The following is a 13425-nucleotide window of genomic DNA, read 5'->3' on the forward strand; positions in this document are numbered from 1 at the left end:
CGGGCGGCGCCGGAACGGATCAGCGGCGACGTCGACGGCGACGGGTCGTCGGGGCGGGGGCGGGCTCGGGCTCGACGTCGTCGGAGTCCTCGTCGTCGGGGTCGTCGTCCGGGTCGTCGGAGTCGTCCTCGTCCGAGTCCTCGTCGTCCGAGTCGTCGCCGTCGGAATCGTCGTCCGAGTCGTCGTCGTCGACCGGATCGTCGTCGTCGTCCGAGTCGCCCTCGTCCTCGTCGGAGTCGTCCTCCGACTCGTCGTCGAGGTCGTCTTCCTCGGCGTCCTCGAGCTCGTCGTCGTCCGCGTCCTCGACCTCCTCGCCGAGCGCGTCCTGCGCGGTCTGGTAATCGGCCAGACGCACGGACCACGGCACCCAGTCCGGAGCGAGGACCGCGCCCTCACCCGGCAGCAGCTCGACCTCCAGGACGTTCACGTCCTCGTTCTCGTCGATCCGGGAGAGCGTCGCCGTCCACAGCCAACCCGGGTACCCGCGCATGAGGTTCGCGAACTGCAGCGACACGACGTGCTCGCCCTGCGCCAGAGTCGTGACCAGCTCGCCGATCGTCCCCTCGGGGGCGATCTCGGCGAGCGCGGCGCGAGCGACATCGAGAGACCCCGCGAGCACGGCGTCCGCCTCGTAGACGGGCTCGGGAGCCTCGTCCGCGGCGGCCTCGTCCGCCTCCCCCGGGGAAGCGTCGTCGTCGGCCTCGGAACGGTCGTCGGCGACGGGGCCGGAATCCTCAGCAGAAGTCGCATCCTCAGCAGGAGCCCCGTCCTCAGCAGGAGCCGCATCCTCAGCAGGAGCCGAGTCGTCAGCAGGAGCCATGTCCTGAGCAGGAGCCGAGCCCTCAGGTGTTCCCGCGTCGTCAGCAGGAACCGCGTCGTCAGCAGGAACCGCATCGTCAGCAAGCGCCGCGTCCTCAGCAGGAGTCGGCACTGCAGCAGAAGCCGTGTCCGCGCCGGGAGCCCCCGCCTCAGCGGCGACATCGTCGGCCGGAGGAGTCTCCTCCGCAGAGGCGGAGTCCTCGCCAGGAGCCTCGGGTACAGGGAGGGCGGCGTCGCTCTCACCCTCGCCGGAGGTAGCCTCGTCGACAGGAGCCGCCTGGTCAGCGTCGGTCTCCTCGTCGGCTCCGCGCGCGTCCTCAGCGGAGGAGTCAGAATCGGCGGGAGTCGCGTCGGGCTCGGCGCCGGAGACGCCCTCTCCCGAGGACTGCTCCACGCGAGCGTCCTCCGGGGTCGGAGCGGCGACGGTCTCCTCGACCGGGCCCTGCTCGTCGGTCGTGTCGTCGGCGTCAGGCATCCAGCTCGTCCGCAACCCGGCGCAGGAGCGCCGCGATCGTGCGCCCGTGCGCCTTGTCGGGGTAGCGGCCGCGCTTGAGCCCGGCGCCGATCCCGTCGAGCAGCTTGACCGTGTCCTCCACGATCACGGACATGTCGTCCGCGGACTTCCGGTTGAGCTTCACCAGGCTCGGCGGGGCGTCGAGGACGCGCGCCGAGAGCGCCTGCGCCCCGCGCTTGCCGTCGGCGATGCCGAACTCGAGGCGGGTGCCGGCCTTGACCGCGGTCCCGGAGGGCAGCGCGGAAGCGTGCAGGAAGACCTCCTGGCCGTCATCAGTGCTGATGAAGCCGAAGCCCTTCTCCTCGTCATAGAACTTGACCTTGCCGGTAGGCATGCAGACCCCTCCTGGAAATGAAGCAGCCATCAGTTTAGTCGACCGGGGCCGCCCTATCCTTGACGGGTGAAGCCACAGGAGCCGGCGGGCGTCGGACGCGCGGAGCGCACGCTCGCCTACATGTTCATCGCGATCATCGTCGTGACGGTCCTCGCGTTCCTCGCGATCCTGGTCGCCCCCGCGCTCGGGATCCGCGAGTACGCCGGCCCGTTCTGGCAGTTCGTCTTCGCTGTGCCGCTGGTGGGCCTGCCCATCGCGTTCCTCATGATGATCGCGATGCTCATCGTGGGGGTCCGGCGCCGCCGCGCGCAGTCCTGATCGGACGCGCTCTCCTCCCGCCGCACCGCCTCCGATCCGGCGTTCCCCGCCGCCGAGCCGGCACCGAGCGCCCGGACAACCGACTCCCAGACTCCGTACAGCCGACGGCCAGATACTGTCCTGCATGGACGGACCCCGCATTCTCATCGTCGACGACGAGCCCAACATCAGAGACCTGCTCACCACGAGCCTCCGCTTCGCCGGCTTCGCCGTGCGTGCGGTCGGCAACGGGGCCCAGGCGATCTCGGCGGTCCTCGAGGAGGAGCCGGACCTGATCATCCTCGACGTGATGCTCCCGGACATGAACGGATTCGGCGTGACCAAGCGCCTCCGCTCGGCCGGATACACCTCCCCCATCCTCTTCCTCACGGCGAAGGACGACACCGAGGACAAGATCACGGGCCTCACCGTCGGCGGTGACGACTACGTCACGAAGCCGTTCAGCCTCGACGAGATCGTCGCGCGCATCAAGGCGATCCTCCGCCGCACCATGCACGCCGAGGAGGACGCGGTCATCCGGGCCGGCGAGCTGACGATGGACCAGGACACGCACGAGGTCCTCGTCGGCGACGAGCCGGTGGAGCTCAGCCCCACCGAGTTCAAGCTGCTCCGCTACCTGATGCTCAACCCGAACCGGGTGCTCAGCAAGGCGCAGATCCTCGACCACGTGTGGGAGTACGACTTCAACGGCGATGCGGGCATCGTCGAGTCCTACATCTCGTACCTGCGACGTAAGCTCGACACGCATTCGGAGGAATCGCTCATCCAGACCAAGCGAGGATTCGGATACATGCTGAAGGTCGCGAAGGCCTAGCCTCCGCCACCTCGGCGCCACCTCCCGCCGGAGGCGCGGCGCCCGCCGATCCCGAGGGAGTTCCACCGCCATGCACCAGGGTCTGGCCGAGCGGTGGAACTCCATCTCGTTGCGCACCAAGATCACCGCGGTCACGGTCCTCCTGCTCACGCTGGGACTCCTCGTCTCCGGGATCGGGACGATGACGATGCTGAAGCCGCAGCTCGTCGCCCAGCTCGACGCGCAGCTGGCCGACCAGGTCCAGCGGACGGCGAGCGACCTCTCCGTCAACGACTTGGCCGCGATCGACGAGTCCAAGGCCGATTTCGGCGCCGTCTACGACCAGTACGGCACGCTCGACAACACGAACGCGTCCGGCGCGGCCGACCCCGCCTTCCCGCAGACCTTCACCCTCGAGCAGGCGCTGCAGGGCGGCGACAAGCCGATGGAGATCTGGAGCTCGAACGGCAAGGTCGAGTACCACGTCATGTCGACGGTGTTCACGAGGGGCACCGAGTACCAGACGCTCCTGCTCGCGGTGTCGACCCGCAGCGTCGACGTCATCATGACGACGTACCTCACGATCTTCCTGGGCTTCGGAGTCGCGATCGTCGTGATCGGCGCACTCCTCACCCGCCTGCTGGTCACCACCACCTTCGCCCCGCTGCGCGAGGTCGAGCAGACCGCTGCCGCCATCGCGGACGGCGACTTCAGCCAGCGTCTGGACGGCACGACGCCCAACACCGAGGTCGGGCGCCTCAACCGCTCCCTGAACGCGATGCTCGGGCGGATCGACTCCGCCTTCCGCGACCGCGCCCGCACGATCGACCAGATGCGCCGCTTCGTCGGCGACGCCAGCCACGAGCTGCGCACGCCGCTGGTCTCCGTCCGCGGCTACGCCGAGCTGTACCGGATGGGCGCTCTTCAGACGCCCGAGGCCGTCGGCCAGGCGATGGAGCGCATCGAGAAGGAGGCGATCCGGATGGGCGGCCTGGTCGAGGACCTCCTCGAACTCGCCCGCCTCGACGAGACGAAGCCTCTCGCACTCGCGCCCGTCGATCTGATGCCGCTCGCCCGCGACGCCGCGATGGACGCGATGGCCTCCTGGCCCGACCGCGACTTCGGCGTCGAGACCCGCGACGACACCCCCATGGAGACGCCCGCGCTCGAGCCCGACGAGGCCGGCGCCTCCGCCACGCAGACCATGGAGCTGACGAACCCCGGGCTCACCGGCCCGATCGCCGCGGCAGGAGCGAGGCTCGCCCGATTCCGCCGGCGTCCGCGCCGGGTCAACGCCGAGGAGATCGCCGCCGGCACCGCCACCGCCCCCGAGGAGCCGGGCGTGCCGGCGATGGTGATGGCGGAGGAGAACAAGATCCGCCAGGTCCTGACGAACCTGATCGGCAACGCCGTCCGCTACACGCCCGAGGACACTCCGATCGAGATCGGCGTCGCCGTCGACCGCTCCCGCCGCCTCGCCCTGCTGGAGGTCATCGATCACGGCGAGGGCATCCCGCCGCAGATCCGCGAGAAGATCTTCCAGCGCTTCTGGCGCGCGGACACGTCGCGGACCCGCGAGACCGGCGGCAGCGGCCTCGGACTGGCGATCGTGTCCTCGATCGTCGCCGCGCACAAGGGCCGCGTGGACGTCGTCGAGACGCCGGGCGGAGGCGCGACCTTCCGCGTCGCGCTGCCGCTGTTGACGGTCGGCCAGAACGGCGAGACCTCCCCCGCCTCGGTCTGATCCGCACCGCGGTCCGTCCCTCGTCGGGGGCCCCTTCGGTCCGGGCTCTCCCGTCGACGTCCGCGAGCGGCACGGATCGATCGGCCCGGGGCGACCGTGACCTCGCGCACCCGGCGCGCACGGCCGCGCACGGCTCACTCTCTCCTCTTGGGGACCAACGGGCGGCGAGCCCGCCCGGACCGCTGGAGATGACACCCGACGCTCGACGGATGCCGCGTCGCCGACTCTTGCAGATTCGCCGTCCGCATCCGTTCGGCCGACGACATCTCCGCCCCGACCCCGTACGTCGCGACCCGCACCGGCGCACCACACGCGCTTCTGGTGCCGGTGTCCGCAGAGGAGACCGAGGCGGCGCGGAGGGCGGTGCCACCGCAGGAGGACCGCCGTTGTGGTCGCGGAGCGGATTCAGAACCACCTGCCGGTTCGGTCGCCTGCTGCTCGCTCAGATGCCTCCGGAAACGCCGAAGGCGGCTCCCCCGGAGGGGAACCGCCTTCTGCGTGGTGGGGGGACGGACTAGAAGTCCATGCCTCCGGTGGGGTCGCCGCCCGCGGCGACCGGGTTCTTCTCGGGCTTGTCGGCGACGACGGCCTCCGTGGTGAGGAAGAGACCGGCGATCGACGCCGCGTTCTGCAGAGCGGAGCGCGTGACCTTGACCGGGTCGATGATGCCCGCGGCGATGAGGTCGACGTACTCGCCGGTCGCGGCGTTGAGGCCGTGTCCGGTGGGCAGCTCGCGGACCTTCGCAGCGACGACGCCGGGCTCCATGCCCGCGTTGAGGGCGATCTGCTTGAGCGGGGCGTCGATGGCGACCTTGACGATGTTCGCGCCGGTCGCCTCGTCTCCGACGAGCTCGAGCTTCTCGAAGGCGAGCTTGCCGGCCTGGATGAGGGCGACGCCACCACCGGCGACGATGCCCTCCTCGACGGCGGCCTTCGCGTTGCGGACGGCGTCCTCGATGCGGTGCTTGCGCTCCTTGAGCTCGACCTCGGTCGCCGCTCCGGCCTTGATGACCGCGACGCCGCCGGCGAGCTTCGCGAGGCGCTCCTGGAGCTTCTCGCGGTCGTAGTCGCTGTCGGTGTTCTCGATCTCGCCGCGGATCTGCGCGACGCGGCCGGCGATGGCCTCGGCGTCGCCGGCACCCTCGACGATCGTGGTCTCGTCCTTGGTGATGACGACCTTGCGGGCCGAGCCGAGCAGGTCGAGGGTGACGTTCTCGAGCTTGAGTCCGACCTCCTCGGAGATGACCTGGCCGCCGGTGAGGATCGCGATGTCCTGGAGCTGCGCCTTGCGACGGTCGCCGAAGCCGGGGGCCTTGACGGCGACCGACTTGAAGATGCCGCGGATCTTGTTGACGACCAGGGTCGCCAGCGCCTCGCCGTCGACGTCCTCGGCGATGATCAGCAGCTGCTTGCCCGCCTGGATCACCTTGTCGACGACCGGGAGCAGGTCCTTGATGTTCGAGACCTTGGAGTTGACGATGAGGATGTAGGGGTCCTCGAACACCGCCTCCTGGCGGTCGGGGTCGGTCACGAAGTACTGCGACAGGTAGCCCTTGTCGAAGCGCATGCCCTCGGTGAGCTCGAGCTCGGTGCCGAAGGTGTTCGACTCCTCGACGGTGACGACGCCCTCCTTGCCGACCTTGTCGATCGCCTCGGCGATGATCGCGCCGATCTCGGGGTCCGCGGCGGAGATGGAGGCGGTCGCCGCGATCTCCTCCTTGGTCTCGATCGCCTTCGCGCCGGCGATGAGCTCGGCGGTGACGGCCTTGACGGCCTTCTCAATGCCCTTCTTGAGGCTGATCGGGTCGGCGCCGGCCGCGACGTTGCGCAGGCCCTCGCGGACGAGCGCCTGAGCGAGGACGGTCGCGGTGGTGGTTCCGTCGCCGGCGACGTCGTCGGTCTTCTTGGCGACCTCCTTGACGAGCTCGGCGCCGATCTTCTCGTACGGCTCGTCGAGCTCGATCTCCTTGGCGATGGAGACGCCGTCGTTCGTGATGGTGGGAGCGCCCCACTTCTTCTCGAGGACGACGTTGCGGCCGCGCGGGCCGAGGGTCACCTTGACCGCGTCGGCCAGAGTGTTGAGTCCACGCTCGAGGCCGCGGCGGGCTTCTTCGTCAAAAGCAATGATCTTGGCCATGTGTGTTTCTCGTCCCTCCCGGACGTCGTGAAATGTCTGTGCTGGCACTCGACCGGAGCGAGTGCCAAGGTCGATTCTGGCACTCGCGGTGGACGAGTGCAAGCGACCGGCACGCGCTCCGACACGAAGGAGCCGCCGCCCGCACGAGGCGGACGACGGCTCCCGGGAGGCTCGGCGGTTAGGCCGGGCGGACCGATTCGGCCTGGGGGCCCTTCGACCCCGTGCCGACCTCGAACGCGACCTGCTGCCCCTCCTCGAGGACCTTGTACCCCGACATGTCGATCGCGGAGTAGTGGACGAAGACGTCCTGTCCGCCGCCGTCGACCGTGATGAAGCCGTAGCCCTTCTCAGCGTTGAACCACTTGACGGTTCCGTTCGCCATCTCTGTACTCCCCAGTGCTGTGATGCCCGCGGCACGAGCGATGTGCTGGTGCCTGGTCAGGAATACTAATCCGGCTATCGGCCCCGGGAGGGGCTGGAAAGGGCCTCGCGGGGAAGAGTTGCCCGGGATTCAACACGGAGGAAACGTGCCCGTAACAGAGGGCCCCGATCAGCCCTGCTCGGAGGCGTAATCGGCCCCCAGGACCACGACGACGGAGCCCGTCTCGACGAAGTCCTGCGAGAACAGGACGGTCCCCGTTCCGAGCGAGTCGACGAGACCGAGGGCCGCTCCCTCGAGCGCCGGGTCGGTGAAGTAGACGGTCGTGGCGGCGATGTCCTCGGTGTTCGCGTTCGCGACGGTCGGGACGCTCCATCCGGCCGTCGTCAGGGCGTCGCCGGCGCTGGCGGCGAGTCCGACGGTGGCGGTGCCGTTGAGGACGGCGACGGCGAGATCGGGATCGAGCGTCGCGGCGGCGGTCGGGGTCGCCTCCGCGGTCGCGGTCGGCGGAGTGAAGACGTCCGTGAACTGCACCCGGTCGTCGATGACCAGCAGCCCGATGAAGCCGAGCAGGACGATGACCCCGGTGGCGAGCGCGGCCCAGGCGAGGGCGACCGCGCGGGCGTGAGGGGCCGGCGGCCGGCGGTGGGCGCCGACGCGCGCCTCCGTCGCCGGGACCTCGTCGAAGCGGTCTCTCGGGTGCGTGTTCGACATCGGGGGTACGGCCGGCCTTCCGTTGGTGGACTCGAGCAGCTCGTCTACTCGAGGCGCCCGAGGCGTCGCGAGGCGCGGGCGCCGGCGCGCTGGTCGCGGATGCGCTGCAGCCGCGTGACGAGCATCGGGTCGTGCGCGAGGGCGGCCGGAGAGGCGAGCACCGCGCTGAGCACCTGATAGTAGCGGGCGGCCGACAGTCCGAACTGGGAGCGGATCGCGTCGTCCTTGTCCCCGGAGCGGGCCGTCCACTCGCGCTCGAAGGCGAGCACCCGCAGCTCGCGCTCGGACAGACCGGTGCCCGGTCTCGGGTCCGTCGTCCTGCTCATCCCTCCAGGGTAGGCAGGCCCACGGCCGCCGCCGGGGAGGCGCTCCGAACACCTCGTGACCGCGTCGCGGCATGGAGGCGGGGAGTCTCCTCCACAGCCCGCGGAGGCGGAATGGAGCCGTCGCCCCGGGGGTTGGACCAGGTGGAGGGGCGCGACCGCCCCCGTACACTGACGAGGATTCCGAGGGAGACCCATGTCGTCGTATTCCGTGAACAAGTCCGACGCCGAGTGGCGCGAGGAGCTCGACCGCGACCAGTACGCGGTCCTGCGCGAAGCGGCCACCGAGCGCCCGTGGACCGGCGAGCTGCTCGACGAGCACCGCTCCGGCCTCTACACGTGTGCCGCCTGCAGCGCCGAGCTCTTCAAGAGCGGCACCAAGTTCGACTCCGGCTGCGGCTGGCCGAGCTTCTACGAGTCCGTGAACCCGGACGCGGTCCAGCTGATCGAGGACAGCACCCTCGGCATGGTCCGCACCGAGGTCCGCTGCGCGAACTGCGGATCCCACCTGGGACACGTCTTCCCCGACGGCTTCGGCACGCCCACCGGCGACCGCTACTGCATGAACTCGATCGCCCTGAACTTCCAGGCCGAGGGCGAGTGACCGTGTCCTCCTCCCCCGTGCTCGAGGCCGTCCTCGCGCGCCGATCGCGCTCGAAGGTGACGCCGGAGGCTCCGGGGCACGACGAGATCGCGGCGTTCGTCTCGGCGGCGTCGCGTCTCGCCGATCACAGCTCGCTGCGCCCGTGGCGGGTCATCGAGATCCGCGGCGCCGCCCGCGACCGGGTCGGCCGCAGCTTCGCGGTCGCCTCGGGGGCGAAGAAGGACCCGCGGAAGTACATCGAGAAGACGCACCGCGCCTCCCTGCTGCTGGCCGTCGTGGTCAGCGTCAAGAAGTCGAAGGTGCCGGCCTGGGAGCAGGAGGCCGTCGCCTCGGGCGTCGCCCACCTCCTGAGCCTGCTGCTCGACGAGGCGGGCTGGGGTGTCTTCTGGCGCACCGGCTCCTACACGCGCGACAAGGCCGTGCGGAAGGCGCATCGCCTCGAGAAGGGCGAGGAGCTGCTCGGCTGGCTCTACGTCGGCCGTCCCGACGGGAAGATCGGCGGCCCCAAGCGTCCCGCTCCCGCCGAGCGGCACCTCAGCATCCTCGAACCGTGAGACGCGGCGGGCCCCGATCCGGCCGGATCCGGGGCCCGCGATAGGGTGGCCGGGCGCGCGAGCGCACCTGCCGACGTGGCGCAATTGGTAGCGCACCCGACTTGTAATCGGGCGGTTACGGGTTCAAGTCCCGTCGTCGGCTCAGGAGAGAGGAAGGCCCCGACCGCTGTGTGCGGTCGGGGCCTTCTTCATGCGCGGGGCTCCTGCGCGTCCGCGGCTCAGCCCGCGGCGGCCGTAGTCGGCTCGGAGGAGGCCGGAGCCTCGGTGGAGACCGGGGCGTCGCCGGGAGCGGGGGTCTCGGTCGACGCGGGCGTCTCGGTCGACGCGGGGGCCTCGGTCGAGGCGGGCGTGTCGCTCGGCGCCGGGGTCTCGGAGGAGGTGGGCGCGGGAGTCGCCGACGAGTAGGAGTCGGCAGCGGCCGAGAGCACGAAGGAGCTGAAGGCGTCCGGGTCGGTCAGCGAGCCCGAGTACGCCTCGCCGTTGACCAGGACGGTCGGGGTGCCCGTGACGGCGGGCACGTCCGTGCCGGGCAGCGGACCCGAGGTGGCGCGCTCGGTCGCGGCGCGGACCCAGCTCACGAAGCTCAGGTCGTCGATGCAGGTGTTCACGGCGGCCGTGTCCTCGACGCCGGCCTGCGAGGCGTAGTCCTTCAACTGGTCGTCCGAGAGTCCGTCGGTCCCCTCCGCCGGCTGGCTGGCGAACAGCAGGGAGTTGAAGTCGAAGAACGAGTCGGGCGAGCGGTCCGCGACGCACGCGGCGGCGTTGGCCGAGCGCTCCGAGTACTTGGTGCCGTTGGAGCGGGTCGTGAGGATGGCGATCGGGTGGATCTCGACCGTCGCGGCACCGCTGGTCACCCACTCCTTGATCTGGTCGCCGTTGGTCTTCTCGAACTGGCCGCAGTAGGGGCAGAGGTAGTCGAGGTAGACCCGGATGTCGACCGTGCCGGCCGAGGTGTCGAGCGCGCTGGGGGTGGGCGTCCCGTCGGCGGCGAGGGCGCCGCTCGTCTGCGCGACCATGTTCTCGCCGATGACGACACCGTCGCTCGCCATGTTCGCCGGGCCCGGACCCGCGGGGCGGATGCTCGAGGTGACGGCGAAGACCACGATCACGACGACCGCGATCACGACGGCGGCGAGCCCGCCCTGCAGGGCGAAGCGGCTCACGCGGTCGCGGCGCTTCTGCTGCTCACGCAGGCGGCGCGCCTTCTCTCGGGCGGCCTCTCGTCGCTGGTTCTTCGAGAGACGGTCGTTGGCTCCGCCGGTGGTCATGACAAGAACGCTCCGAATGAGAGAGGGGGAAGAAGGGGGTCGCCGGGCGCGACTCGCCGGAATCCTACGCGCGAGCCCTGGGAAACCTCCAAACGACGGATACGCGGTGCCCGACCGACGACTGTCGGCCCTGTGGCATACTGTGACGGTTGGTCGGAGTCGCCCACGCGATGATGACCATCACTTCCATTCACTCGGATCGTCCGGCACGTACCTGCCGGTGAAGGAGCAAGAACAATGGCGTCCGTAACTTTCGACCACGCGTCCCGCGTCTACCCCGGGGCCACTCGCGCCTCCGTCGACAAGCTCAACCTCGAGGTGGGCGACGGCGAGTTCCTCGTCCTCGTCGGCCCCTCCGGCTGCGGCAAGTCCACCTCCCTGCGCATGCTCGCCGGCCTCGAAGAGGTCAACGAGGGCCGCATCCTCATCGGCGACCGCAACGTCACGGACGTGCCGCCGAAGGACCGCGACATCGCGATGGTCTTCCAGAACTACGCGCTGTACCCGCACATGTCGGTCGCCGAGAACATGGGCTTCGCGCTCAAGATCGCCGGCGTCAACAAGGACGAGCGCGCCGCGCGGGTCCTCGAGGCCGCGAAGATGCTCGACCTCGAGCCCTACCTGAACCGCAAGCCGAAGGCGCTCTCCGGTGGCCAGCGCCAGCGCGTCGCGATGGGCCGCGCCATCGTCCGCAAGCCCCAGGTCTTCCTCATGGACGAGCCGCTGTCGAACCTCGACGCCAAGCTCCGCGTGTCCACCCGCACCCAGATCGGCACGCTGCAGCGCCGCCTGGGCATCACCACGGTCTACGTCACCCACGACCAGACCGAGGCGCTCACCATGGGCGACCGCATCGCGGTCCTCAAGGACGGCCTCCTCCAGCAGGTCGGCTCGCCCCGCGACCTGTACGAGAACCCGAACAACGTCTTCGTGGCCGGCTTCATCGGCTCGCCCGCGATGAACCTGTTCCACGCGGACGTCACCGACGGCGGCGTCAAGTTCGGCGACACCGTCCTCCCGATCGCCCGCGAGGCGCTCGCGAAGACGAGCCAGAAGGTCGTCACGCTCGGCGTGCGCCCCGAGGACGTCACCGTCTCGACCCAGCCCGGCGGACTGCCGATCGAAGTCGACCTCATCGAGGAGCTCGGCTCGGACGGCTACCTCTACGGCCACACCGAGGTCGAGGGCCGCCGCACCGACATCGTCGCGCGCGTCGACGGCCGCGTGCACCCGACCGCGGGCGACCGCGTGTACGTGACCGCGAACCACCGCGTGCACATCTTCGACGCGGAGTCGGGCGAGCGCCTCTCCTGAGCCTCCTCCTGCACCGCACGCTGCCGCCGTCCCCTCCAGGGCGGCGGCAGCGTCGTCTGCGGCTCCCCCACCGTCCGACACGCGACACGAACGGCGCACCATGTCCGGCTCCCTGAACATCACCTCGGCCACCGTCGACCCGGCCCTGCTCGACCTGCCGTGGAACCTGCGGCTCGACGACTGGCCCGACGAGTACATCGCCGCCCTGCCGAAGGGCATCTCGCGGCACACGGTCCGCTTCGCCCACCTCTCCGGACACGTCGTCGCCGTCAAGGAGACGACCGCCGAGATGTCGCGGCGCGAGTACGAGATGCTGAAGACGCTGCAGCGCCTCGACGTGCCGTGCGTGGTTCCGGGCGCGGTGATCACGAACCGCACCGACGACGAGGGCGAGGCCCTGCCCGCCGTGCTCGTCACCCGTCACCTCAAGTTCTCGCTCCCCTACCGGGCGCTCTTCTCGCAGACGCTGCGGCCGGACACGGCGACCCGTCTGGTCGACGCGCTGGCGCTCCTCCTGGTCCGCCTGCACGTGATCGGCTTCTTCTGGGGCGACGTCTCGCTCTCGAACACTCTCTTCCGGCGCGATGCCGGCGCCTTCGCCGCCTACCTGGTCGATGCGGAGACGGGGCAGCTCTACTCGGGCGGCCTCTCGAACGGCCAGCGCGAGAACGATCTGGAGATCGCCCGCGTCAACATCGCCGGCGAGCTGCTCGACCTCGAGGCCGGCGGTCGCGTCGACGACGACCTCGACCCGATCACGGTCTCCGACGGCATCGTCGCGGCGTACCGCAGCCTCTGGAAGGAGCTGACCGGTGCCGAGTCGTTCGCGACCTCGGAGCGCTGGCGGATCAACGACCGCGTGAACCGGCTGAACGAGCTGGGCTTCGACATCGAGGAGCTCGCGATCAAGACCGACGAGGCCGGGTCCACGGTGCGGATCCAGCCGAAGGTGGTCGACGCCGGCCACCACCAGCGGCGGCTGCTCCGTCTCACCGGGCTGGACGCGCAGGAGAACCAGGCGCGACGCCTGCTCAACGACCTCGACTCGTACACGGCGACCTACGACAAGCAGGGCCTGGACGAGGAGATGGTGGCGCACGAGTGGCTGGCGCAGGTGTTCGAGCCGGTCATCCGCTCGATCCCCCGCGATCTCAAGGGCCGCCTGGAGCCGGCCGAGATGTTCCACCAGCTGCTCGAGCACCGCTGGTTCATGTCGCAGCAGCAGGCGCGCGACGTCCCCCTGGCGGAGGCGGTCACCGCCTACGTGAACGACATCCTGCGTCACCGCCGCGACGAGGCGACGGTCATCGCTCCTCCCACCGAGGCGCTGACCCTCCCGAACCTCGTCCTCGACGAGTCCGGCGACGCCGAGCTCACCGACGAGGACGCCGACGTCGACTGGACCAAGAACGTCTGACCCCACCACCGCAAGAGGGCCCGTGCTGTCAGCACGGGCCCTCTCCGCATCCCCCCGGCTCGCTCGCCGCAGGCGGCGCCCTCGGTCCGCTCGCCGCAGGCGGCGCTCCGCTCCGCTCGCCGCAGGCGGCGCCCCTGACATCCAGACCCGTAGCGCGGGTGCCGGCGCGGTGAGCTGCAAGGCGGAGGAGGAA

The 13425-nt window shown here is 70.2% G+C and carries 14 protein-coding genes and 1 tRNA gene; 8 read left to right on the top strand and 7 right to left on the bottom strand.

What is annotated here, in order from left to right:
- Window positions 1–19: 19 nt before the first annotated feature.
- Both C5C55_RS16870 and C5C55_RS10520 read right to left on the bottom strand, forming a co-directional pair.
- Window positions 20–1294 carry a DUF3027 domain-containing protein gene (locus C5C55_RS16870; protein ID WP_258067540.1) on the bottom strand — a complete coding sequence of 425 codons (1275 nt, stop codon included), beginning with the start codon at window positions 1292–1294 and terminating at the stop codon, window positions 20–22.
- Window positions 1287–1667, bottom strand: coding sequence for a cold-shock protein (locus C5C55_RS10520; RefSeq protein ID WP_104224602.1), 381 nt, complete (start codon window positions 1665–1667; stop codon window positions 1287–1289). Before C5C55_RS10520 ends, C5C55_RS16870 begins: the two co-directional genes overlap by 8 nt.
- A 66-nt stretch (window positions 1668–1733) precedes the next feature.
- Here C5C55_RS10520 and C5C55_RS10525 point away from each other — a divergent pair, with 66 nt between their 5' ends.
- From C5C55_RS10525 to C5C55_RS10535, 3 genes are all read left to right on the top strand, one after another.
- Window positions 1734–1985 carry a hypothetical protein gene (locus tag C5C55_RS10525; protein ID WP_244229474.1) on the top strand — a complete coding sequence of 84 codons (252 nt, stop codon included), beginning with the start codon at window positions 1734–1736 and terminating at the stop codon, window positions 1983–1985.
- A 124-nt stretch (window positions 1986–2109) separates the two neighbouring features.
- Window positions 2110–2799, top strand: coding sequence for a response regulator transcription factor (locus C5C55_RS10530; RefSeq protein ID WP_055787731.1), 690 nt, complete (start codon window positions 2110–2112; stop codon window positions 2797–2799).
- 70 nt (window positions 2800–2869) lie between these two features.
- A complete protein-coding gene (locus C5C55_RS10535) occupies window positions 2870–4522 on the top strand; it encodes a HAMP domain-containing sensor histidine kinase (protein WP_104233887.1) in 1653 nt (550 codons plus the stop codon).
- A 514-nt stretch (window positions 4523–5036) separates the two neighbouring features.
- Here C5C55_RS10535 and groL read toward each other — a convergent pair.
- The 4 genes from groL to C5C55_RS10555 all read right to left on the bottom strand — a co-directional run bounded on the left by groL (window position 5037) and on the right by C5C55_RS10555 (window position 8078).
- Complete coding sequence (groL, locus tag C5C55_RS10540) at window positions 5037–6659, bottom strand: chaperonin GroEL (protein ID WP_104224600.1); 1623 nt, start codon at window positions 6657–6659, stop codon at window positions 5037–5039.
- 178 nt (window positions 6660–6837) lie between these two features.
- Window positions 6838–7041: a cold-shock protein gene (locus C5C55_RS10545; protein ID WP_104224599.1), complete on the bottom strand. Its 204-nt coding sequence runs from the start codon at window positions 7039–7041 to the stop codon at window positions 6838–6840.
- 168 nt (window positions 7042–7209) lie between these two features.
- Window positions 7210–7752: a LytR C-terminal domain-containing protein gene (locus C5C55_RS10550; protein ID WP_104233888.1), complete on the bottom strand. Its 543-nt coding sequence runs from the start codon at window positions 7750–7752 to the stop codon at window positions 7210–7212.
- Window positions 7753–7796: 44 nt separating this feature from the next.
- Window positions 7797–8078, bottom strand: a complete 282-nt coding sequence (locus tag C5C55_RS10555; protein WP_104224597.1) for a DUF3263 domain-containing protein — start codon at window positions 8076–8078, stop codon at window positions 7797–7799.
- Window positions 8079–8271: 193 nt separating this feature from the next.
- On the opposite strand from C5C55_RS10555, the gene msrB reads away from it, so the two are divergent.
- The 3 genes from msrB to C5C55_RS10570 all read left to right on the top strand — a co-directional run bounded on the left by msrB (window position 8272) and on the right by C5C55_RS10570 (window position 9375).
- Window positions 8272–8679 carry a peptide-methionine (R)-S-oxide reductase MsrB gene (gene msrB / locus C5C55_RS10560; protein ID WP_104224596.1) on the top strand — a complete coding sequence of 136 codons (408 nt, stop codon included), beginning with the start codon at window positions 8272–8274 and terminating at the stop codon, window positions 8677–8679.
- A complete protein-coding gene (locus C5C55_RS10565; protein ID WP_104226480.1) occupies window positions 8676–9233 on the top strand; it encodes a nitroreductase family protein in 558 nt (185 codons plus the stop codon). The genes msrB and C5C55_RS10565 overlap by 4 nt, the downstream gene beginning before the upstream one ends.
- A gap of 69 nt (window positions 9234–9302) precedes the next feature.
- A tRNA-Thr gene (locus C5C55_RS10570) sits at window positions 9303–9375 on the top strand.
- Between the two features lie 76 nt (window positions 9376–9451).
- Here C5C55_RS10570 and C5C55_RS10575 read toward each other — a convergent pair.
- On the bottom strand, window positions 9452–10501 hold the full coding sequence (locus tag C5C55_RS10575; RefSeq protein ID WP_104233889.1) for a thioredoxin domain-containing protein: 1050 nt from the start codon (window positions 10499–10501) through the stop codon (window positions 9452–9454).
- A gap of 237 nt (window positions 10502–10738) precedes the next feature.
- On the opposite strand from C5C55_RS10575, the gene C5C55_RS10580 reads away from it, so the two are divergent.
- Window positions 10739–11815, top strand: coding sequence for an ABC transporter ATP-binding protein (locus C5C55_RS10580; RefSeq protein ID WP_104224593.1), 1077 nt, complete (start codon window positions 10739–10741; stop codon window positions 11813–11815).
- A gap of 100 nt (window positions 11816–11915) precedes the next feature.
- A complete protein-coding gene (locus tag C5C55_RS10585) occupies window positions 11916–13232 on the top strand; it encodes a DUF4032 domain-containing protein (protein WP_104226481.1) in 1317 nt (438 codons plus the stop codon).
- Window positions 13233–13425 lie beyond the last annotated feature (193 nt).

It is taken from the genome of Rathayibacter sp. AY1C2, assembly GCF_002931195.1.
In the GTDB taxonomy this organism is placed as follows: Bacteria; Actinomycetota; Actinomycetes; order Actinomycetales; family Microbacteriaceae; genus Rathayibacter.